The 21773-nt window shown below is 70.9% G+C and carries 17 protein-coding genes; 2 read left to right on the top strand and 15 right to left on the bottom strand.

Features of this window, described 5'->3' with window-relative positions:
* Positions 1-44 precede the first annotated feature (44 nt).
* Positions 45-731, bottom strand: coding sequence for a ribulose-phosphate 3-epimerase (gene rpe, locus ACP4J3_RS30015; protein ID WP_426539184.1), 687 nt, complete (start codon positions 729-731; stop codon positions 45-47).
* Between the two features lie 119 nt (positions 732-850).
* Here rpe and ACP4J3_RS30020 point away from each other — a divergent pair, with 119 nt between their 5' ends.
* Positions 851-2989 (top strand): MMPL family transporter, encoded by a 2139-nt coding sequence (locus ACP4J3_RS30020; RefSeq protein WP_426539185.1) that lies wholly within the window; start codon positions 851-853, stop codon positions 2987-2989.
* Positions 2990-3131: 142 nt separating this feature from the next.
* Here ACP4J3_RS30020 and ACP4J3_RS30025 read toward each other — a convergent pair whose 3' ends face one another.
* Together ACP4J3_RS30025 and fmt are read right to left on the bottom strand one after the other, a co-directional pair.
* Positions 3132-4550 carry an RsmB/NOP family class I SAM-dependent RNA methyltransferase gene (locus tag ACP4J3_RS30025; RefSeq protein ID WP_426539186.1) on the bottom strand — a complete coding sequence of 473 codons (1419 nt, stop codon included), beginning with the start codon at positions 4548-4550 and terminating at the stop codon, positions 3132-3134.
* A gap of 130 nt (positions 4551-4680) precedes the next feature.
* Positions 4681-5613 carry a methionyl-tRNA formyltransferase gene (fmt, locus tag ACP4J3_RS30030; RefSeq protein ID WP_426539187.1) on the bottom strand — a complete coding sequence of 311 codons (933 nt, stop codon included), beginning with the start codon at positions 5611-5613 and terminating at the stop codon, positions 4681-4683.
* Between the two features lie 257 nt (positions 5614-5870).
* Here fmt and ACP4J3_RS30035 point away from each other — a divergent pair, with 257 nt between their 5' ends.
* Entirely contained in the window at positions 5871-6413 is a 543-nt protein-coding gene (locus ACP4J3_RS30035) for a hypothetical protein (RefSeq protein WP_194048236.1), read from the top strand.
* A 99-nt stretch (positions 6414-6512) separates the two neighbouring features.
* Here the strand turns inward: ACP4J3_RS30035 and ACP4J3_RS30040 are convergent, their stop codons facing one another.
* The 12 genes from ACP4J3_RS30040 to ACP4J3_RS30095 all read right to left on the bottom strand — a co-directional run bounded on the left by ACP4J3_RS30040 (position 6513) and on the right by ACP4J3_RS30095 (position 21773).
* Positions 6513-8666 (bottom strand): primosomal protein N', encoded by a 2154-nt coding sequence (locus tag ACP4J3_RS30040; RefSeq protein WP_426539188.1) that lies wholly within the window; start codon positions 8664-8666, stop codon positions 6513-6515.
* Positions 8667-9090: 424 nt separating this feature from the next.
* A complete protein-coding gene (metK, locus tag ACP4J3_RS30045; RefSeq protein WP_426539189.1) occupies positions 9091-10314 on the bottom strand; it encodes a methionine adenosyltransferase in 1224 nt (407 codons plus the stop codon).
* 230 nt (positions 10315-10544) lie between these two features.
* The gene (gene coaBC, locus ACP4J3_RS30050; RefSeq protein WP_426539190.1) at positions 10545-11756 is read right to left on the bottom strand and encodes a bifunctional phosphopantothenoylcysteine decarboxylase/phosphopantothenate--cysteine ligase CoaBC; all 1212 of its coding nucleotides are present in this window, start codon (positions 11754-11756) and stop codon (positions 10545-10547) included.
* 117 nt (positions 11757-11873) lie between these two features.
* Positions 11874-12146: a DNA-directed RNA polymerase subunit omega gene (gene rpoZ, locus ACP4J3_RS30055; RefSeq protein WP_003988945.1), complete on the bottom strand. Its 273-nt coding sequence runs from the start codon at positions 12144-12146 to the stop codon at positions 11874-11876.
* A 65-nt stretch (positions 12147-12211) separates the two neighbouring features.
* A complete protein-coding gene (gmk, locus tag ACP4J3_RS30060; protein ID WP_426539191.1) occupies positions 12212-12769 on the bottom strand; it encodes a guanylate kinase in 558 nt (185 codons plus the stop codon).
* Between the two features lie 59 nt (positions 12770-12828).
* Complete coding sequence (locus ACP4J3_RS30065) at positions 12829-13152, bottom strand: integration host factor (RefSeq protein ID WP_003977346.1); 324 nt, start codon at positions 13150-13152, stop codon at positions 12829-12831.
* A 288-nt stretch (positions 13153-13440) separates the two neighbouring features.
* Positions 13441-14280 (bottom strand): orotidine-5'-phosphate decarboxylase, encoded by an 840-nt coding sequence (gene pyrF / locus ACP4J3_RS30070; RefSeq protein WP_426539192.1) that lies wholly within the window; start codon positions 14278-14280, stop codon positions 13441-13443.
* Positions 14277-15383, bottom strand: coding sequence for a quinone-dependent dihydroorotate dehydrogenase (locus tag ACP4J3_RS30075; RefSeq protein ID WP_426539193.1), 1107 nt, complete (start codon positions 15381-15383; stop codon positions 14277-14279). The genes pyrF and ACP4J3_RS30075 overlap by 4 nt, the downstream gene beginning before the upstream one ends.
* A gap of 82 nt (positions 15384-15465) precedes the next feature.
* Entirely contained in the window at positions 15466-18774 is a 3309-nt protein-coding gene (carB, locus tag ACP4J3_RS30080) for a carbamoyl-phosphate synthase large subunit (protein ID WP_426539194.1), read from the bottom strand.
* Complete coding sequence (gene carA / locus ACP4J3_RS30085; protein ID WP_426539195.1) at positions 18767-19924, bottom strand: glutamine-hydrolyzing carbamoyl-phosphate synthase small subunit; 1158 nt, start codon at positions 19922-19924, stop codon at positions 18767-18769. Before carA ends, carB begins: the two co-directional genes overlap by 8 nt.
* Positions 19921-20490, bottom strand: a complete 570-nt coding sequence (locus tag ACP4J3_RS30090) for a hypothetical protein (protein WP_426539196.1) — start codon at positions 20488-20490, stop codon at positions 19921-19923. Before ACP4J3_RS30090 ends, carA begins: the two co-directional genes overlap by 4 nt.
* On the bottom strand, positions 20487-21773 hold the full coding sequence (locus ACP4J3_RS30095; protein WP_426539197.1) for a dihydroorotase: 1287 nt from the start codon (positions 21771-21773) through the stop codon (positions 20487-20489). Before ACP4J3_RS30095 ends, ACP4J3_RS30090 begins: the two co-directional genes overlap by 4 nt.

The following is a 21773-nucleotide window of genomic DNA, read 5'->3' on the forward strand; positions in this document are numbered from 1 at the left end:
CGCTCTTGATCCGCCCTGATGGGCGCCGTTCACGTTCCCTTGGCTCAGTGGTCGCATGCCCAGGCGGCGGACTTTGTCACGTCCTCCGCCTGGGCGCGCAACGCACGGACCGCTTCGGCGGGGTCATGCGCCCCGTACACGGCCGAACCGGCGACGAAGACGTCCGCGCCCGCCTCCGCGCACCGCTCGATCGTCGAGGCCGCGACACCGCCGTCGACCTGGAGCCACAGGTCGAGGCCGTGCTTGCTGATCAACTCGCGGGTGCGGCGGATCTTCGGAAGCATGATGTCGAGAAACGCCTGACCACCGAAGCCCGGCTCGACCGTCATGATCAGCAGCATGTCGAGTTCGGGGAGCAGATCCTCGTACGGCTCGATGGGCGTGGCGGGCTTGAGCGCCATGGAGGCACGGGCGCCCTTGGCCCTGATCTCCCGGGCCAGCCGCACCGGGGCCGCGGCGGCCTCGACGTGGAAGGTGACGGAGGAGGCCCCCGCTTCCACGTACTGGGGCGCCCACCGATCGGGGGCCTCGATCATCAGATGGCAGTCCAGCGGGGTGTCCGTCGCGCGGGCCAGCGACTCTACGACCGGCACACCGAGCGTGAGGTTCGGGACGAAATGGTTGTCCATGACGTCGACGTGGAGCCAGTCGGCTCCTTCGACCGCCTTCGCCTCGTCCGCGAGGCGGGCGAAGTCGGCGGACAGGATGCTGGGGTTGATCTGCACGGCCATGACCCAAGCCTGCCATGCCCCGCAGGGGTGAGCAGCATCGGTCCCGGGTGGAAACGGTCGTATGTTCGCCGCGGACCGTCCGTGCCATGCTTGGCGGCCAACCGGCTTCGGGGGTGGCCATGACCGGGACACGAGGCATCGCGCACCTGGTGTGCGGACGGCGCTCCAAGTGGGTCGTGCTGGCCTTGTGGCTGCTGGTGCTGCTGGTGACCGCACCGCTCGCCCAGAAACTGACCGACGCGCAGGACAACGACGCGGCCTCCTGGCTGCCGGGGTCCGCGGAGTCCACCCAAGTCCTGGAGATCTCCGAGAACTTCCGGCCGGAGCAGATCCCGGCGATCGTCATCTACGCCCGCGACGGCGGCCTCACCGCGCAGGACCGGGCGGCGATCACCGAGGACGTGGCCGCGCTCGAGCAGCTCACCGACCACGGCATCCGCGGCGCCGAGACCCGGGGCCCGGTCTTCGACCGGGAGGCCGACCCGCGCGCGGCCCAGGTCCAGGTCCCGATCACGATGGACGAGCAGGGCTGGGAGCGCATCGCCCCGGCCGTGGACTCCATCCGCGACATCGTCGGCGAGGGCGGCGCCGGACTGGCCGTGCACATCACGGGCCCCGGCGGCACGTCGGCGGACTTCGCCGAGGCGTTCGAGGGCATCGACTCCACCCTGCTGCTCGCCGCGATGTCGGTCGTCATCGTCATGCTGCTGATCACCTACCGCAGCCCGACCCTGCTCCTGATCCCCCTGATCTCCGTGATCGTCGCCCTGTTCACGGCTCAGGCCTTCATCTATCTGCTGGCGGAACACGCGGGCCTGACGGTCAACGGCCAAAGCGCGGGCATCCTCACGGTCCTGGTCTTCGGCGCGGGGACGGACTACGCGCTGCTGCTGGTGGCCCGCTACCGGGAGGAGCTGCGCCGGCACGAGGACCGCCACGAGGCGATGGCCCTGGCCCTGCACCGCGCGGGCCCGGCGGTGCTCGCCTCCGGCGCGACCGTCGTCCTGAGCATGCTGGTGCTGCTGGCGGCGGAGATGAACTCGACGAGCGGCCTGGGCCCGGTGGCGGCGATCGGGGTGGCGCTGGGCCTGCTGGCCATGGTGACCCTGTTCCCCGCGCTCCTCGTCATCGTCGGCCGCTGGTTCTTCTGGCCGGTGATCCCGCACGTCGGTACGGACCACCCGGAGGAGCGCGGGATCTGGGCCCGCATGGGCGGCGGCATAGCCCACCGCCCCCGTATGACGTGGGCGATCACCGCCGTGGTCCTCGCGATCTGTTCCCTGGGCCTGATCCAGTTGCGCGCGGAGGGCCTGAGCAACGCCGACGCGTTCACCGACAAGCCGGACTCGATCACCGGCCAGGAGGTCTCCGCGCGCTACTTCCCGGCCGGCAGCGGCGATCCCCTGGTCATCGTCAGCAACCAGGCGCAGGCACAGCAGGTGGGCCGCGCGGTCGCCGAGACGCGAGGCGTCGTCCCCGAGTCCCTGGGCCTGCCCCCGGGCGCCAAACCCCTCCACGAGGGCAAGGTGCTCCTCGAGGCGACGATGACCGACCCGGCCGACAGCGAGGCCGCGAAGCAGACCGTCGAACGCGTACGGGACGCCGTGCACGCGATCCCGGACGCCGACGCCCAGGTGGGCGGCGGTACGGCGGCCCTGCTGGACATGGACCGGGCGACGACCCACGACAACATCCTGATCATCCCGCTGGTGCTGGCGGTGGTGATGCTGATCCTCGCCGTGCTCCTGCGCGCCCTGATCGCCCCGCTGCTGCTGATCGGAACGGTGATCCTGTCCTTCGCGGCGGCGTTGGGCATCAGCGCCCTGGCCTTCCGCCACCTGTTCGACTACGCGGGCGAGACGACCGACTTCCCGCTGTTCGTCTTCGTCTTCCTGGTGGCCCTGGGCATCGACTACAACATCTTCCTGACCACCCGCATCCGCGAGGAGGCCACCCACCTGGGCACCCGCCGCGGCGTCCGCACCGGCCTGGCCGCCACCGGCGCGGTCATCACCTCCGCCGGCCTGGTCCTGGCCGGCACCTTCGCCGCCCTCGGCACCCTCCCCATGGTCGCCTTCGCCGAAATCGGCTTCGCGGTGGCGCTGGGGGTGCTGCTGGACACGTTCATCGTGCGATCGGTGCTGGTGACAGCGCTGTTCCTGGATGTGGGCCCGAAGGTCTGGTGGCCGCACAGGTTGGCACGGGAGGAAATCGGCCCCTCCGCCGTTCGAGAGAAATCAGCCCCCTCCGGCGTTTGAGAGAAAACAGCCCCTCCGGCGTTTGAGGAGCGGGGTCCAGGGGGCAGAGCCCCCTGGCGGGGTCGAAGGGGCGGAGCCCCTTCAGGACGGGACGGGTAGGGGCGGCGGGGGCGAAATCACCAGCCCCGCACCCCCACGAACCTCACCCCACCCGCCGCATCAACGCCAAATACATCGCATCCGTCCCATGCACATGAGGCCACAACTGCACATCCGGCCCCTCCCCCAACTCCGGCACCCCCGGCAGCAAAGAACGCGCATCGATCAGCTCGACCCCGCCCCGCTCCTTCACCACGTCGTCCACAACGGCCCGCGTCTCGGCGAGATGCGGCGAGCACGTGGCATACCCGACCACACCCCCCACCCGCACGGAATCGAGAGCCGACCGCAGCAACGCCCGCTGCAGCGGCGCGAACCCCTCCAGATCCTCCGGCCGTCGCCGCCACCGCGCCTCGGGCCGCCGCCGCAGCGCCCCGAGCCCGGTGCACGGCACATCCATCAGCACCCGGTCGAAACTCCCACCCCGCCACGGCGGCCGCGTCCCATCGGCGGCGATGACCTGGTACGGCCCCGGATTGCCCGCCAGCGCCCTGGCCACCAGCCCCGCCCGATGCGGCTGCTTCTCGGACGCCAGCAACGCGGCCCCCCGCTCCGCGGCGATCGCACCGAGCAGCGCGGCCTTCCCACCAGGCCCGGCACACCCGTCGAGCCACCTCTCGTCGGGCCCGTCGAGCGGAGCGTTGGCCAGTGCGAGGGCGACGAGCTGACTCCCCTCGTCCTGCACCCCCGCACGCCCTTCCCGCACGGCCTGCACGGCCCCGGGCTCCCCGCCCTCGGCCAACCGCACGGCGTACGGCGACCAACGCCCCGCCACCGCGGCGTCCTCGCCGAGCAGTTCCTCGGTCGTGGCCCGCCCCGGCCGCGCGACCAGGGTCACCTCGGGCCGCTCGTTGTCGGCCGCCAGCAACCGCTCGATGCCGGCCCGTCCGCCACCGAGCGAGTCCCACAGCGCGGAGACGACCCACCGCGGATGCGAGTGCACCACGGCGAGATGGTCCTCGGGATCCTCGTCGTACGGCGGCGCGACCCGCTCGATCCACCCGTCGAGATCATCCTGCGCGACCTTCCGCAGCACGGCGTTGACGAACTTCGCCCGCCCGTCACCGAGCACGACCCGAGCCAGCTCGACGGACGCCGACACCGCGGCATGCGTCGGAATCCGCGTCCCCAGGAGCTGATGCACACCCAGGCCGAGCACATCCAGCACCGGCGGGTCGACCTCCCGCAACGGCCGGTCCACACACGCGGCGATGATCGCGTCGTACGTCCCCTGCCACCGCAGCGTCCCGTACACCAGCTCGGTCGCCAGCGCGGCGTCCCGCCCGTCGAAGTCGCCCTTCTCCCGCGCCTTGTGCAGCAACGGCGGCAGCACGAGGTTGGCGTACGCGTCCCGCTCGTCCACGGCGCGCAGCGCGTCGAAGGCGAGGATGCGGACGGGGTCCTTCTTGGGCCGTCGGTAGGGCTTGCCGGTTCTGCGGGGCCGACGGGAGGTGTCGCTCACGAAAAGGTGCTCCGGATTACGGGATGAGGTGTACGACCAGTGACTGGATGAGATGTACGACCAGTTACTGGATGACTGGATGAGATGTACGACGAGCCTACGTCGCACGGCCGCCCCGGCGTACGGCCGGTTACGCCCCGAGGCTCTCCCCGTCACCGATCCGCACGCCCCGCGCCCAGTCCGCGGCCCGCATCGGCTTCTTCCCCTGGGCCTGCACCCACAGCAGCTCCACGGCGTACGACCCGGTCCCGACGTACACGTTGTTCTTCCCGACGGAGAGCTCGCCGGGCGCGAGGTCGTCCCGCCCGGGCACCGGCTGCACCTGGATGAGCTTGAGCCGCTCACCGCGGAAGACGGTCCAGGCACCCGGCGCGGGGGTGCATCCGCGTACGACCCGGTCGACGCGCAGGGACGGGGCGTGCCAGTCGATGTGGGCATCCTCGACGTTGACCTTGGGCGCGACGGTGATCCCCTCGGAGGGCTGGGGTACGGCCTTCACCGTGCCGTCCTCGATCCCGTCCATGGTCGCGGCGAGCAGCCCGGCGCCGGCGAAGGCGAGCCGGGTCAGCAGGTCGCCGCTGGTGTCGGTGGGCCGGATCTCCTCGGTGACGGTGCCGTAGACAGGCCCGGAGTCGAGCCCCTCCTCGATGAGGAAGGTGGAGGCCCCGGTGATCTCGTCACCGGCCATGATGGAGTGCTGCACGGGCGCGGCACCGCGCCAGGCCGGCAGCAGCGAGAAGTGCAGGTTGACCCAGCCGTGGGCCGGAATGTCGAGGGCGACGCGCGGCAGCAGGGCGCCGTAGGCGACGACGGGGCAGCAGTCGGGCGCGATCTGCCTGAGCCGCTCCAGGAACTCGGGGTCCCGCGGCTTGGCGGGCTTGAGCACCTCGATCCCGGCCTCCTCGGCCCGCTCGGCCACCGGACTCGCCACCAGCCGGCGCCCGCGCCCGGCCGGAGCGTCGGGCCGCGTGACGACGGCGGCCACATCGTGCCGCCCGGAGGCGATCAGGGCGTCCAGAGCGGGAACGGCGACCTCGGGGGTACCGGCGAAGACGAGCTTCATGGGTGGGTTCGGGCCTCTCGGGCGGGGTGGGCTGGGGCAGCGCACAAGTCTATGTGCGCCGTGCGCGGGGGCTCACCCCGGCGGCAGCTCGACCAAGGCGCGCACCCCTCTCAGGGAGCGTAGGCATATGCCCACACGCCCCCATTGCGTGACCCGCGGAGCGCTCCCGCGTTGGTCAAGAAAGAGTTGACCACAACGGGCCGCATCCGCCGTACTCGCGGCCCCTTTCCTTCAACGCCGGTTCGAGAGGCTTGTTCATGGCCGACCACGCAACCCACGACGCCCAGGCTCGGGCCAGCCTGCACTTGCTGGTGCGGGACATCGAGCGGGTCCGCCGGCAGGTGGACGCACTGCGCACACTCACCGCGCAACTGGGCAACGTCTACCGCCCGCGCCGCTCCGGCCCCTCCACGGGCTTCGTCGTCTACGGACGCGCCCCCGCCCCGACGGTCCGCCTCGCCCAGGAGCTGCGGGACAGTGTCGAAACCCTGGTCACGGCAGCCGTGGACTTCGACCGCTCACTCGGCTTCTCCTGGGACGCGGTGGGTTCCGCCCTCGGCGTCACCAAGCAGGCGGTACACCGTCGCTACGGCGCACGCCGCGCCGCCACCCAGGCCGCGGCCGAGGCGGAGCGCACGGCCGAGCCGTCGGGCACCCGGACGGTCAACGTCTCCACCGCCATCCCCACGGTTCCGACGGTCCCCGCGGCCCGCTCCATGCCGACGCAGCCGACGGCAGGCAGCCCCGGCCTCCGCGACGAGGCCAGGCCCACGGCGTTCCCCGGCCCTCGCAACGGCTGATGCCCCCGTACTCTGCCCTCCCGAAGCGCACGCGGGAGGGCAGAGCCCTGTCCGGCCCTTGTCATCACGCCCGACGTCCCAGGCGCCGCTTCCGGGCCCTCACCCGATGTCGGGCGGATCGATCCGGACCCGCACCGCGACCTCCCCACCCCCACGTGCCATCCGAGCCGCCTGCGCGGTCTTCAGCGCGGCGGCCAACGCGGCCCCGCTCCCCGGCGGAACCCGGATCAACGCCCGGTCCCACCGCTCCCCGGGCGGCGGCGCCCCCACCCGCCGAGGCCGCCCCACAGCGGTGACGGGCAGCGGCACCGGCCCCAACACCTCGGCCTCCGGGGGCAGTTCGGCCGTGCGGAGAAACTCTTCGACCGCCTCGCCCGGCCCGGCCACGGAAGCCATCCGGGACACCGGCGGAAACCCCAGCTCGGCCCGCTCGGAGAGTTCGCGCACCGCATGCCCGACGGGGTCCCACCGCACCAGCGCCTGCACGGGCCGCAGCGTGGGCTCGGCGAGGACGACGACCGTCCCCCCGGCCTCCTGCGGCCGTACCAGTGAGGCGGCCCCGATCCACCGCCGCAGCGCGTCCTCGCCCGCCCGCAGATCGGGCCGCCCGAGCATCGCCCAGCCGTCCAGCAGCAACGCGGCCGCATACCCGCCCTCGGCGACGGGCTCGGCCCCCGGCGTGCTCACCACCAGCGACGGCGTGCCCGGCACGGTGTCCAGCACATGCTCACGCCCGGAGGTCCGCACCGGGACGGCGGGAAACGCCCGCCCCAGCTCCTCCGCGGTCCGCCGCGCCCCCACCACCTGGGCCCGCAGCCGGAACCCCCCGCACTCCGGACAGTGCCAGGAACCCTCTTCGCGCCCGCACCACCCGCACCGCAGCTCGGCCCCCGAGCCCTGCGCCTCCAGCGGCCCGGAGCAGTGCCGGCACCGAGCGGGGACACGGCAGTTGGCGCAGGCCATCCTCGGCACATACCCCCGCCGCGGCACCTGCACCAGCACCGGCCCATGCCGCAGCCCCTCCCGCACCGCCTGCCAGGCAAGGGTGGGCAACCGAGCGGCCCGAGCGGCCTCGTCCCGTGCGAGATCCCCGTCCCCCACGGTCCGTACGAGCGGAGCCGCGCCCCGCACCTGCTCGCGCGCGGCGACCAGGGGCCGGGCCCAGCCGCTCTCCACGAGCTGGGCGGCCTCGACGGTGCAGCTCCAACTCCCCAGCAAAAAGGCGCACTTGTCCTGCGCGGCCCGCAGCAGCAGCACCTCACGCGCATGGGGCTGCGGGGCATGCTGCTCGCTGTGGCTGTCGTCGCCGTCGTCCCAGAGGGCGACCAGCCCGAGATCGCGCACCGGAGCGAACATCGCGGCCCGGGTCCCCACGACCGCCCGCACGCTCCCCCGCCGCACCGCGAGCCACTCCCGATACCGCTTCTCGGGCCCGGCATCGGCGGTCAGCACCGCATGCCGTCCCTTGCCCATCAGCGAGGTCAGCGCGTCGTCGACCCGCGCGACCGCCCGCCCGTCCGGCAGCACGACCAGCGCCCCACGCCCCGAGGCCAGCGTGGCGACGACGGCCCGGGCGATCTCCGCACTCCACTCGGGCCCGGGCAACGCGTTCCACACGGCCCGCGGCGCACCCCCGGAGGCGAGCGCCTCCAGAAATCCGGCCCCCCGCTCATACCGCCCCCACGACCCCGCCTCGGGCCGACCAGGCGCGGAAAGCGGCTCCGGAGAGAGCCGCTGCTCGGCCCGGGCACTGCGCGGCGGCACGGCGAGCTGCAACACATCGGCGAGCCCCCCGGCGTACCGATCAGCAACGGCCCGTGCGAGCCCCAACAGTTCCTCGCTCAACACCCGCTCGGGCGAAACGACCTGCGCAAGCGCCGCCAGCGGCCCGGAGTAGTCCGACTCGGCGACCCGCTCGACCAGGAACCCGTCGATGAGCCCCCCGCCCTCACGCCGCCCCTCACGCACCCGGTGCCGCCCGGCCCCGAACCGCACCCGCACCCGCACCCCGGGCTGCGCGTCCGCGTCCAGCTCCGCCGGCACGGCATAGTCGAAGTACCGGTCGAGATGCAGCACCCCCTTGTCGACCAGCACCCGCGCCACGGGCAGTTCCTTGGCCAGGTCGGCACCCCGCCAGGTCCGCGGCTTGGCCCTGGGCACACTGGCCTTGCGCACGCTCTCCCGAATGAGCGCAAGCTGCTCGGGCGGCGCCCCCTCGGCCCCACCACCCGACTGCCCGTTCTCGCTGCTCACGCTTGCATTCTTACCAAACGCCACTGACAACCGACGGCGCCCGAGTTCCCCAACGGCGACGGACCGCACCCTGCCTTGGACCACTCGGCCACGCCACCGGGACCACCCCCGGCCGACGGCGGGATTCGAACCCGCGGGGGCCACAGCCCCGAAGTACCCGTCCCCTTCGCACCGGACGCACCGGCGTCGATCCTCCCGAGATCAAGCCGACGGCGGCACACACGCTCAGATTCACCGCGTACCCGTGGGCACACTCCACCGAAGTAACCGCAGCCATCGCACCGGAAGATCACCAGCATACGAATCCACAAGCCCGACGCTCCAGCCATTTCCGTGCCCCAGCCGCACGACACCTGACAAACACCGAGGCCCGGCCCCCCAAGGGGAACCGGGCCTCGTGCGACCTCGTGAAGCCGGGCAGGCCCTACAGTCCCGCCGCCTTCCGCAGCGCCTCCACCCGGTCCGTCCGCTCCCAGGTGAACTCCGGCAGTTCGCGGCCGAAGTGGCCGTAGGCGGCCGTCTGGGCGTAGATCGGGCGGAGCAGGTCCAGGTCGCGGATGATGGCCGCCGGGCGGAGGTCGAAGACCTCGTCGATGGCCTTCTCGATCTTCTCGGTGTCGATCTTGGCGGTGCCGAAGGTCTCGACGAACAGGCCGACCGGCTCGGCCTTGCCGATCGCGTACGCCACCTGCGCCTCGCAGCGCGAGGCCAGGCCGGCCGCGACGACGTTCTTGGCGACCCAGCGCATCGCGTACGCCGCCGAGCGGTCCACCTTGGACGGGTCCTTGCCGGAGAAGGCGCCGCCGCCGTGGCGGGCCATGCCGCCGTATGTGTCGATGATGATCTTCCGGCCGGTCAGGCCCGCGTCACCCATGGGACCGCCGATCTCGAAGCGGCCGGTGGGGTTGACCAGGAGGCGGTAGTTCTCGGTGTCGAGCTTGATGCCGTCGTCGAGGAGGGCCTTGAGCTCCGGCTCGACCACGAACTCCCGGATGTCGGGGGCGAGGAGCGAGTCCAGGTCGATGTCGGACGCGTGCTGCGAGGAGACGACCACGGTGTCCAGACGGACCGCCTTGTCGCCGTCGTACTCGATGGTGACCTGCGTCTTGCCGTCCGGGCGCAGGTAGGGGATGGTGCCGTTCTTGCGGACCTCGGACAGGCGCTTGGACAGGCGGTGCGCCAGGAAGATCGGCAGCGGCATCAGGGTGGGCGTCTCGTCCGTCGCGTAGCCGAACATCAGGCCCTGGTCGCCGGCGCCCTGCCGGTCCAGCTCGTCGATTTCTCCGCCTGCGGCGGCACCCTCGACCCGGGACTCGTACGCCGTGTCCACGCCCTGCGCGATGTCCGGCGACTGCGCGCCGATCGACACCGACACACCGCAGGAGGCGCCGTCGAAGCCCTTCTTGGAGGAGTCGTAGCCGATCTCGAGGATCTTGTTGCGGACCAGCGTCGCGATGTCCGCGTACGTCTTGGTCGTAACCTCTCCGGCCACGTGTACCAGGCCGGTCGTGATCAGGGTCTCGACGGCGACCCGGGACGTCGGGTCCTCGCGCAGAAGCGCGTCGAGAATGGTGTCGCTGATCTGGTCAGCGATCTTGTCGGGGTGACCCTCGGTCACGGACTCCGAGGTGAACAGGCGACGGGACACAACGCTCCCTGTGGTTGCAGCGGCTGCTGGCTGATCATTGGCGGACGGGACGGGGGCTGCGCCCGGCGTCGTCCGAGGACAGTTTATCTGTCGCGCTCGTTCACGGACCCCCTGTCTCGCCTCTCGGGAGGGCTGTGACCTGCGGCACGGGCATTCTGCCCAATGTCACCTGCCCTTGACCAGGGACGCCACACCGGAATCGAGGAAGCCTCTGGTGAGGCCCGAGCGCATCAAACATTTCCCCCCAGTTGTCGCGCCACCAGGTCCCACACAGTTTCGGCCAGGGCCTCCTTGGGCCCGTGCGGTACCGGGGTCTCGCTGCCGTCGGCGCCCAGGACGACCGCCTCGTTCTCCTCGGAGCCGAAGGTCTTGCGCTCCCCCACCTCGTTCACCACGAGCAGGTCGCACCCCTTGCGCGCCAGCTTCTTGCGGCCGTTGGCCAGCACATCGTCGGTCTCGGCGGCGAAGCCGACGATCACCTGGCCGGGGCGGGCGCGGTCGGTCGAGATCTCCGCGAGGATGTCCGGATTCCGCACCAGGACGATGGGCTCGGGTTCCTGGTCGTCCTTCTTCTTGATCTTTCCGGCCGCGTACGTCGCCGGCCGGAAGTCGGCCACCGCGGCCGCCATCACCACCGCGTCGGCGTCCGACGCCGCCTTGAGGACCGCCTCCCGCAACTGCACGGCGGTGCCGACCGGCACGACGTCCACGCCCGCCGGGTCGGGCAGCGAGGCGTTGGCGGCGATCAGCGTGACCCGGGCGCCCCGGGCGGCGGCGGTGCGGGCGAGGGCGTAGCCCTGCTTGCCGGAGGAGCGGTTGCCGAGGAAGCGGACGGGGTCGAGGGGCTCGCGCGTGCCGCCGGCGCTCACCACGACGTGCCGGCCCTTGAGGTCCGGCTCGGCGATGCCCCGGGCCAGGACTCGACGGCAGACCTCGAAGATCTCGGCCGGTTCGGGCAGCCGACCCTTGCCCGTGTCGACGCCCGTCAGGCGGCCGACGGCGGGTTCGATGACGACCGCGCCGCGGCGGCGCAATGTCGCCACGTTCTCCTGCGTGGCCGGGTGCTCCCACATCTCGGTGTGCATGGCCGGGGCGAAGACCACCGGGCAGCGGGCGGTGAGCAGGGTGTTGGTCAGCAGGTCGTCGGCGAGGCCGTGCGCGGCCTTGGCCAGGGTGTCGGCGGTGGCCGGGGCGACGATCACCAGGTCGGCGTGCTGGCCGATGCGGACGTGCGGGACCTCGTGGACGTCGTCCCAGACCTCGGTCGAGACGGGGTTGCCGGACAGGGCGGACCAGGTGGCGGCGCCGACGAAGTGCAGTGCGGAGGCGGTGGGCACAACCCGGACGTCATGGCCGGACTCCGTGAGTCTGCGCAGCAGCTCGCACGCCTTGTACGCGGCGATGCCGCCGCTGACCCCCAGAACGACCTTCGGCTTGTCCACCGGAACTCCCACTCGTTGAACCGACGTCTCAATGACACACCACAGGCCCGACAGTCGGGCTGCCGGGCCTGTGGAAAAGCCAGCTCAAAGCTGAAAATACTACTTGCAAAGTACTACTTACTGCGCCGGGCCCTCGACGGCCTCGGACGTCAGCAGACCCGCGTTGATCTCGCGCAGGGCGATCGAGAGCGGCTTCTCGTGGACGTGGGTGTCGACGAGCGGACCGACGTACTCGAGGAGGCCCTCGCCGAGCTGCGAGTAGTACGCGTTGATCTGGCGGGCCCGCTTGGCCGCGTAGATCACGAGGCTGTACTTCGAGTCGGTGGCCTCGAGAAGCTCGTCGATCGGCGGGTTGATGATGCCCTCGGGCGCGGAGATGGAAGAGGACACGCTCTACCTTCCGATGGATGGGAAAGATTCAGTGTGAATGATCAAGCCTGAAGGGTCGGGCACGATCACACAACGTCCATCAAGGCTAGCAGCTCGCGCGCCACGTCCTCGACGGAGGTGTTGACCAAGGTCACGTCGAACTCCGGCTCGGCCGCCAGCTCGACCTTCGCCGCGTCCAGCCGGCGCTCGATCACCTCGGGCGGCTCGGTGCCCCGCCCGGTGAGTCTGCGCACGAGCTCCTCCCAGGAGGGAGGAGCCAGGAACACCAAATGGGCCTCGGCCATGGACTCGCGGACCTGCCGCGCGCCCTGGAGGTCGATCTCCAGCAGGACGGGCTCGCCCGCCTCCAGCCGCTCCAGAACGGCCGCACGCGGCGTGCCGTAGCGGTTGCCGGCGAACTCGGCCCACTCCAGCAGCTCGCCGTTGGCGATCAGCTTGTCCATCTCGTCGTCGGTGACGAAGAAGTAGTGGACTCCGTGCCGCTCGCCGGGGCGGGGCTTACGGGTCGTCGCCGACACCGAGAGCCAGACCTCGGGGTGTTCCTTGCGCATATGGGCGACGACCGTGCTCTTGCCGACCCCGGAGGGGCCGGAGAGCACGGTCAGCCGCGGACGTTCACTCATGCAGCGATTATTCCAGCAATCCCGGAGTGCCCGGGACTCCCTGTCCCAAGTGCCGGGACTCAGGAGCCGGTGCTGCCGAACTCACGCTCCAGGGAGGCGATCTGGTTGGAGCCGAGGCCACGCACGCGGCGGCTCTCGGAGATGCCGAGTCGCTCCATGATCTGCTTGGCGCGGACCTTGCCCACGCCCGGCAGGGACTCGAGCAGTGCGGAGACCTTCATCTTGCCGATGACGTCGTTCTCCTGGCCCTGCTTGATGACCTCGTGAAGGGAGGCGCCGGAGTGCTTGAGTCGATTCTTGACCTCGGCCCGCTCCCGGCGAGCCGCGGCGGCCTTTTCGAGCGCGGCTGCGCGCTGTTCAGGGGTAAGGGGCGGAAGAGCCACGCCTACGTCACCTCGGATGTCGAACTGTCGGATACGGACCGGTGAGGAACCTAGTCGCCCCACACCTGGGGAGCCACGAGCAACACGCTTGCCCGTTGACTCTCGTCGGAGACTAGCGGGCAAGTCCGCCAGAGTCAGCGAGAACAGCGGAAAAGTCCTGGTCAGCCTCCGTCAGGCCAGACATTTAGGACATAATGCCCTGGATTTGAGGATGTATTCAGACTCAAGCCGACCGCGGGCCACTCATCGGAGGACTCCCGCGACCGGCTCGAACGCGCCTGACGGCGGTCAGACACCCGACACGGCGCTGACGATCTCGTCGGCGAAGCGTGACGCGGCCTCACGCAGCGCGACGACGTCCGGTCCGCGCCGCAGCACACCCCGGCTGACGTTCGGGACCACATTGCGCACCGCGGCGCCGAAGACCCGCGGAAGATCCGCCGGCGTGGCGCCCTGGGCCCCGATGCCGGGGGCGAGGAGCGGACCGTTGATGGACAGGTCGTACGTCGACAGGTCGCCCAGCGTCGCACCCACGACCGCCCCGAAGGAGCCCATCGGCCGCTCCCCCTCGTTCTCGGCCGCCAGGTGCGCCAGCATCGTCGCGCCGACGGTGCGGCCGTCCGCGCGGACCGCGTGCTGCACCTCGCCGCCCTCGGGGTTGGAGGTCAGCGCGAGCACGAACAGGCCCGCGCCGCTCTCCCGGGCCAGCGCGACGGCCGGCGAGAGCGATCCGTAGCCGAGGTACGGCGAGACGGTCAGCGCGTCCGAGAACAGCGGGGAGTCCTTGTGCAGGAAGGACTCGGCGTACGCGGCCATGGTCGAGCCGATGTCGCCGCGCTTGGCGTCCATCACGACCAGGGCGCCGGCCGCCCGCGCCTCCTCGACCGACTTCTCCAGGACGGCGATGCCGCGCGATCCGAAGCGCTCGAAGAACGCGCTCTGCGGCTTGAGCATGGCGACCCGGTCGGCCATCGCCTCGACGACGGTACGGCTGAACCGCTCCAGGCCGGCCACGTCGTCGTCCAGGCCCCACTCGGCGAGCAGGGACGCGTGCGGGTCGATGCCGACGCACAGCGGGCCGCGCGCGTCCATGGCGTGGCGCAGGCGTGCGCCGAAGGGCTCGGTCATGCCGTCTTCCTCACGTCGGCGCCGACCGCGTCGGCGAGGGTGGCGTACGGGCTCGTGCGCAGGCGCGCGGCGAGACCCTTGTGGATGGCACGGCCCCAGAAGGGACCCTCGTAGATGAACGCGCTGTATCCCTGTACGAGCGTGGCACCGGCGAGGATGCGCTGCCAGGCGTCCTCGGCGTTCTCGATGCCGCCGACGCCCACGAGGGTGATGCGGTCGCCCACGCGCGCGTAGAGGCGCCGCAACACCTCCAGGGAGCGCGCCTTGAGGGGTGCGCCGGAGAGCCCGCCGGTCTCCTTCACGAGCGAGGGTTCGGATTTCAGACCGAGTCCCTCGCGCGCGATGGTGGTGTTGGTGGCGATGATCCCGTCCAGGCCGAGCTCGACGGCCAGGTCGGCGACGGCGTCGACGTCCTCGTCGGCGAGGTCCGGCGCGATCTTCACAAGCAGCGGGACGCGACGCGAGGTGACCGTGCGGTCGGCCGCATCGCGGACCGCGCTCAGCAGGGGGCGCAGCGCCTCGGTAGCCTGCAGATCGCGCAGCCCCGGCGTGTTCGGTGACGACACGTTCACGACCAGGTAGTCGGCGTACGGCGCGAGCCGCTCGGTCGACTTCACATAATCGCCGACGGCCTCCGTCTCCGGGACGACCTTGGTCTTGCCGATGTTGACGCCCACGACGGTCCTGAACACCGGCTCACGCGACGCCAGGCGGGCCGCCACGGCCAGCGAGCCCTCGTTGTTGAAGCCCATGCGGTTGATCAGCGCCCGGTCCTTCACGAGCCGGAACAGCCGCCGCTTGGGGTTGCCCGGCTGCGCCTCGCCGGTCACCGTGCCGATCTCGACGTGGTCGAAGCCCAGCATCGACATCCCGTCGATCGCGACCGCGTTCTTGTCGAAGCCCGCGGCGAGCCCGAAGGGGCCGTGCATGCGCAGCCCGAAGGCCTCGGTGCGCAGCTCCTTGTGGCGGGGGGCGAGCGCGGCGGCGACGAAGGTGCGCAGCACGGGGATCCTGACGGCGAGCCGGATCCAGCGGAACGCCAGGTGGTGTGCCTGCTCCGGGTCCATCCGTTTGAAAACCAGACGGAAGAAGAGTTTGTACATCTCGAGAGTCCTCAACGTCCTCATTGAAGAGAAGGTCCTCATGAAGAGGGGGACACCGTTTCCGGTGTCCCCCTCAGGGCTGCTAGTCGCGGGCCGCGGTCAGATGCTCGGCGTGTTCCTGCAGTGAACGCACGCCCACATCACCGTGGTTGAGGGCGTCGATGCCCTGGACGGCGGCGGCGAGCGCCTGGACCGTCGTCAGACAGGGCACGGAGCGCGCCACGGCCGCCGTACGGATGTCGTAGCCGTCGAGACGGCCGCCGGTGCCGTACGGGGTGTTGACGATGAGGTCGACCTCGCCGTCGTGGATGAGCTGGACGATGGTCCGCTCGCCGTTCGGGCCGGTGCCCTCGGACTGCTTGCGTACGACGGTGGCGTTGATGCCGTTGCGCTTGAGCACCTCGGCCGTGCCGGACGTGGCGAGCAGCTCGAAGCCGTGCGCGACCAGTTCGCGCGCCGGGAAGATCATCGAGCGCTTGTCGCGGTTGGCGACCGAGATGAAGGCGCGGCCCTTGGTGGGCAGCGGGCCGTAGGCGCCCGCCTGCGACTTGGCGTACGCCGTGCCGAAGACGGAGTCGATGCCCATGACCTCGCCGGTGGAGCGCATCTCCGGGCCGAGGACGGTGTCGACGCCGCGCCCGTGGATGTCGCGGAAGCGCGACCACGGCATGACGGCCTCCTTGACGGAGATCGGCGCGTCGAGCGGCAGCTCGCCGCCGTCGCCGGTCGCCGGAAGCAGGCCCTCGGCGCGCAGTTCGGCGATGGTCGCGCCCAGCGAGATCCGGGCGGCGGCCTTCGCCAGCGGCACCGCGGTCGCCTTGGAGGTGAAGGGGACCGTACGGGACGCGCGCGGGTTGGCCTCCAGGACGTAGAGGATGTCGCCGGCCATCGCGAACTGGATGTTGATCAGGCCGCGCACGCCGACTCCGCGCGCGATGGCCTCGGTCGAGGCCCGCAGGCGCTTGATGTCGAAGCCGCCGAGCGTGATCGGGGGCAGGGCGCACGCCGAGTCGCCGGAGTGGATGCCGGCCTCCTCGATGTGCTCCATGACGCCGCCGAGGTAGAGCTCGGTGCCGTCGTAGAGGGCGTCGACGTCGATCTCGATCGCGTCGTCCAGGAACCGGTCGACCAGGACCGGCCGCGAGGGGCTGATCTCGGTCGACTCGGCGATGTAGGACTCCAGCCGGGTCTCGTCGTACACGATCTCCATGCCGCGCCCGCCGAGGACGTACGACGGCCGCACCAGGACCGGGTAGCCGATCTCGTCGGCGATGGCCTTGGCCTCGGCGAAGGTGGTCGCGGTGCCGTGCTTGGGGGCCGGCAGCCCGGCCTCCTTCAGTACCTGGCCGAAGGCGCCGCGGTCCTCGGCGGCGTGGATGGCCTCCGGGGACGTACCGACGATCGGCACCCCGCTGTCCTTCAGGGCCTGCGACAGGCCCAGCGGGGTCTGGCCGCCGAGTTGCACGACGACACCCGCCACCGGGCCGGCCTGCTGCTCCGCGTGGACGATCTCCAGCACGTCCTCCAGCGTCAGCGGCTCGAAGTACAGGCGGTCGGAGGTGTCGTAGTCCGTGGAGACGGTCTCCGGGTTGCAGTTGACCATCACGGTCTCGTACCCGGCGTCGCTCAGCGCGAAGGAGGCGTGGACGCAGGAGTAGTCGAACTCGATGCCCTGGCCGATGCGGTTGGGGCCGGAGCCCAGGATGATGACGGCCGGCTTCTCGCGCGCGGCGACCTCGGTCTCCTCGTCGTAGGAGGAGTAGAAGTACGGCGTCTTCGCGGCGAACTCGGCGGCGCAGGTGTCGACCGTCTTGTAGACCGGGCGGATGCCGAGCGCGTGCCGCACCTCGCGCACGACGTCCTCGCGCAGCCCGCGGATCTCGCCGATCTGCTGGTCGGAGAAGCCGTGCCGCTTGGCCTCGGCGAGCAGCTCGGGGGTGAGCTCCGGCGCCTCGGCGAGCTCGTCGGCGATCTCCTTGATGAGGAAGAGCTGGTCGACGAACCACGGGTCGATCTTGGTGGCCTCGAAGACCTCTTCCTGCGTGGCGCCCGCGCGAATGGCCTGCATGACGGCGTTGATACGGCCGTCGGTCGGGCGGACCGCCTCTTCGAGGAGGAGAGCCTTGTCGCCCACCTCACCGACGAAGGTGAACTGGCTGCCCTTCTTCTCCAGCGACCGCAGCGCCTTCTGGAAGGCCTCGGTGAAGTTGCGGCCGATGGCCATGGCCTCGCCGACCGACTTCATGGTGGTCGTCAGCGTGGAGTCCGCCTGCGGGAACTTCTCGAAGGCGAAGCGGGGTGCCTTCACCACCACGTAGTCGAGCGTCGGCTCGAAGGAGGCCGGGGTCTCCTGTGTGATGTCGTTCGGGATCTCGTCGAGGGTGTAGCCGACGGCCAGCTTGGCGGCGATCTTGGCGATCGGGAAGCCGGTCGCCTTGGAGGCGAGGGCCGACGAGCGCGACACGCGCGGGTTCATCTCGATGACGATGACGCGGCCGTCGACCGGGTTCACCGCGAACTGGATGTTGCAGCCGCCGGTGTCGACGCCGACCTCGCGGATGACGGCGATGCCGATGTCGCGCAGGATCTGGTACTCGCGGTCGGTGAGCGTCATCGCGGGCGCGACGGTGATCGAGTCGCCGGTGTGCACGCCCATCGGGTCGAAGTTCTCGATGGAGCAGACGACCACGACGTTGTCGTGCTTGTCGCGCATCAGCTCCAGCTCGTACTCCTTCCAGCCGAGGATGGACTCTTCCAGGAGCACCTCGGTGGTCGGCGAGAGCGTGAGGCCCTGGCCGGCGATGCGGCGCAGCTCCTCCTCGTCGTGCGCGAAGCCGGAGCCGGCGCCGCCCATGGTGAAGGAGGGGCGGACGACGACCGGGTAGCCGCCGAGCGTCTCGACGCCCGCGAGGACGTCCTCCATGGAGTGGCAGATGACCGAGCGGGCGGACTCGCCGTGGCCGATCTTGGCGTTGACCGCGTCGACGACCAGCTTGAACTGGTCGCGGTCCTCGCCCTTGTGGATCGCCTCGACGTTGGCGCCGATCAGCTCGACGCCGTACTTCGCCAGCACGCCGTTCTCGTGCAGCGAGATCGCCGTGTTGAGGGCCGTCTGGCCGCCCAGGGTGGGCAGCAGCGCGTCCGGCCGCTCCTTGGCGATGATCTTCTCGACGAACTCGGGGGTGATCGGCTCGACGTAGGTGGCGTCGGCGATCTCCGGGTCGGTCATGATCGTCGCCGGGTTGGAGTTCACGAGGATGACCCTGAGGCCCTCGGACTTCAGGACGCGGCACGCCTGCGTGCCGGAGTAGTCGAACTCGGCGGCCTGGCCGATGACGATCGGGCCGGAGCCGATGACCAGGACGGACTGGATATCGGTGCGCTTAGGCACGCTGGCCCTCCATCAGGGATACGAAGCGGTCGAACAGGTAGGCGGCGTCGTGCGGGCCCGCTGCCGCTTCGGGGTGGTACTGGACGCTGAAGGCCGGGCGGTCGAGGAGTTGGAGACCCTCCACCACGTTGTCGTTGAGACAGACGTGGGAGACCTCGGCGCGGCCGTAGGGGGTGTCGGAGACCTTGTCGGTCGGGGCGTCGACGGCGAAGCCGTGGTTGTGCGCGGTGACCTCGACCTTGCCGGTCGTACGGTCCTGGACCGGCTGGTTGATGCCGCGGTGGCCGTACTTCAGCTTATAGGTGCCGAAGCCGAGGGCGCGGCCGAGGATCTGGTTGCCGAAGCAGATGCCGAACAGCGGGGTGCGCCGCTCCAGGACGGCCTGCATGACGGAGACCGGGTGGTCGGCGGTGGCCGGGTCGCCCGGGCCGTTGGAGAAGAACACTCCATCGGGGTTGACGGCGTAGACGTCCTCTGCGGTCGCCGTGGCCGGCAGCACGTGCACCTCGATGCCGCGCTCGGCCATGCGGTGCGGGGTCATGCCCTTGATGCCGAGGTCGACGGCGGCGACGGTGAACTTCTTCTCCCCGATCGCCGGGACGACGTACGCCTCCTTGGTGGCGACCTCGGCGGAGAGGTCGGCGCCCTTCATCTCGGGGGCCTGGCGGACCTCGGCGAGCATGACGCCCTCGTCGGGCAGCGCGTTGCCGGAGAAGATGCCGACACGCATGGCGCCGCGCTCGCGCAGATGGCGGGTCAGCGCGCGCGTGTCGATGCCGGAGATGCCGACGACGCCCTGGTGGCGCAGCTCGTCGTCCAGCGAGCGCCGGGAGCGCCAGTTGGACGGCACGCGCGCGGGGTCGCGCACGACGTAGCCGGCGACCCAGATCTGCTTGCTCTCCGGGTCCTCGTCGTTGACGCCGGTGTTGCCGACGTGCGGGGCGGTCATCACGACGACCTGGCGGTGGTACGACGGGTCGGTGAGGGTCTCCTGGTAGCCGGTCATGCCGGTGGAGAACACGGCCTCGCCGAAGGTCACCCCCACGGCCCCGTAGGCGCGGCCGCGGAAGATCCGGCCGTCCTCCAGGACGAGTACGGCGGGAGCCGCCTTGTGCCTCGGTGAGGCGGTCCCCTGGATGGAGGTCGTCATCGTTCGGCGCCTTCCGTGCTGTTGTTCTTGATCATGGAGTTAATGACGTCGACCCATTCGTTGTGCTCCGCCGCGTGGTCGGAGCGGAACCCGGAGTCGATCAGCCGGTCACCGTGCGCCCAGGTCACGACGAGCAGCCCGCCCTCGGTCAGGACCTTGCCGGCGATGCCCTTGTCGAGCCGGGCCTCGCGCAGTTGCGCGGCCGGGACGAAGAAGTCGCTCGCACCGGGGCGTACGACGTCCACTCCCGCGTCCGTCAAGGTGAGCTCGACCCGGCTGCGGGTGCCCAGGCCGTGCGCCACGATGCGGTCCAGCCACTGACCGGCGGTGGTGGAGCCGTGGTAGCGGCCGCTCATGCTCAGTCTCGCCGGGCCGGGGGCTTCCGGCGCGCTGGGTAGCTCGGGCAGGTCGCCCTGGAGGGTGCCGCGCCACTTCCAGCCCTCGCGCATCAGCCAGTAGACGAGCGCGACGAAGAGGAGGAGTCCGACGACCCAGCCGATGCGGGCGGCCCAGTCGGTGACCTCGGCCGATTCCTTCTCGGCGGCCAGCAGGATTACAGGTGTCACGTGAGCTTCCCGTCGACGAGCGTGGCCTTGCCCCGGAGCCACGTGTGCGTCACACGGCCCGGCAGCTCACGCCCCTCGTACGGAGTGTTGCGGCTGCGCGAGGCGAAGCCCGCGGGGTCCACGGACCCACGGTATTCCGTGTCGACGAGCGTGAGGTTGGCGGGCTCACCAGCCGAGACGGGACGGCCGTGCCCGTTCGCCCGCCCGATCCCGGCGGGCTTGAAGGACATGCGCTCGGCGACCCCGGCCCAGGTGAGGAGCCCGGTGTCCACCATGGTCTCCTGCACCACTGACAACGCGGTCTCCAGGCCGACCATCCCCATGGCGGCCGCGGCCCATTCGCAGTCCTTGTCCTCGTGCGGGTGCGGGGCGTGGTCGGTGGCGACGATGTCGATCGTGCCGTCGGCGAGCGCCTCGCGCAGCGCCAGCACGTCCCGCTCGGTGCGCAGCGGCGGGTTCACCTTGTAGACGGGGTTGTAGGTGCGCACCAGCTCGTCGGTGAGGAGCAGGTGGTGCGGGGTGACCTCGGCGGTGACGTCGATGCCGCGGGACTTGGCCCAGCGCACGATCTCGACGGACCCGGCGGTCGACAGGTGGCAGATGTGGACGCGCGAGCCGACGTGCTCGGCGAGCAGGACATCCCGGGCGATGATCGATTCTTCGGCCACCGCGGGCCAGCCCCCGAGACCCAGCTCGGCGGAGACGACGCCCTCGTTCATCTGGGCGCCCTCGGTCAGCCGCGGCTCCTGCGCGTGCTGGGCGACGACACCGCCGAAGGCCTTCACGTACTCGAGCGCGCGCCGCATGATCACGGCGTCGTCGACGCACTTGCCGTCGTCGGAGAAGACGGTGACGCCGGCGGCGGACTCGTGCATGGCGCCCAGCTCGGCGAGCTTCTTGCCCTCCAGGCCGACGGTGACGGCGCCGATGGGCTGTACGTCGCAGTAGCCGTGCTCCCGGCCGAGCCGGTAGACCTGCTCGACGACACCGGCGGTGTCGGCGACGGGGAAGGTGTTGGCCATGGCGAACACGGCCGTGTAGCCGCCGGAGGCCGCCGCGCGCGTGCCGGTCAGCACGGTCTCGGAGTCCTCGCGGCCCGGCTCACGCAGATGGGTGTGCAGGTCGACCAGGCCCGGCAGCAGCACTTTGCCCGCCGCCTCGACGACCTGGGCGTCCTCGGCGGACAGCCCGCTGCCCACGGCCTCGATGACGGAGCCGTCGATCAGCACGTCCTGCGGCTCGCCGCCGAGCACCTTCGCACCACGGATCAGGATCTTGCTCAT

The sequence above is a fragment of the Streptomyces sp. UG1 genome (genome assembly GCF_049974585.1).
In the GTDB taxonomy this organism is placed as follows: domain Bacteria; phylum Actinomycetota; class Actinomycetes; order Streptomycetales; family Streptomycetaceae; genus Streptomyces.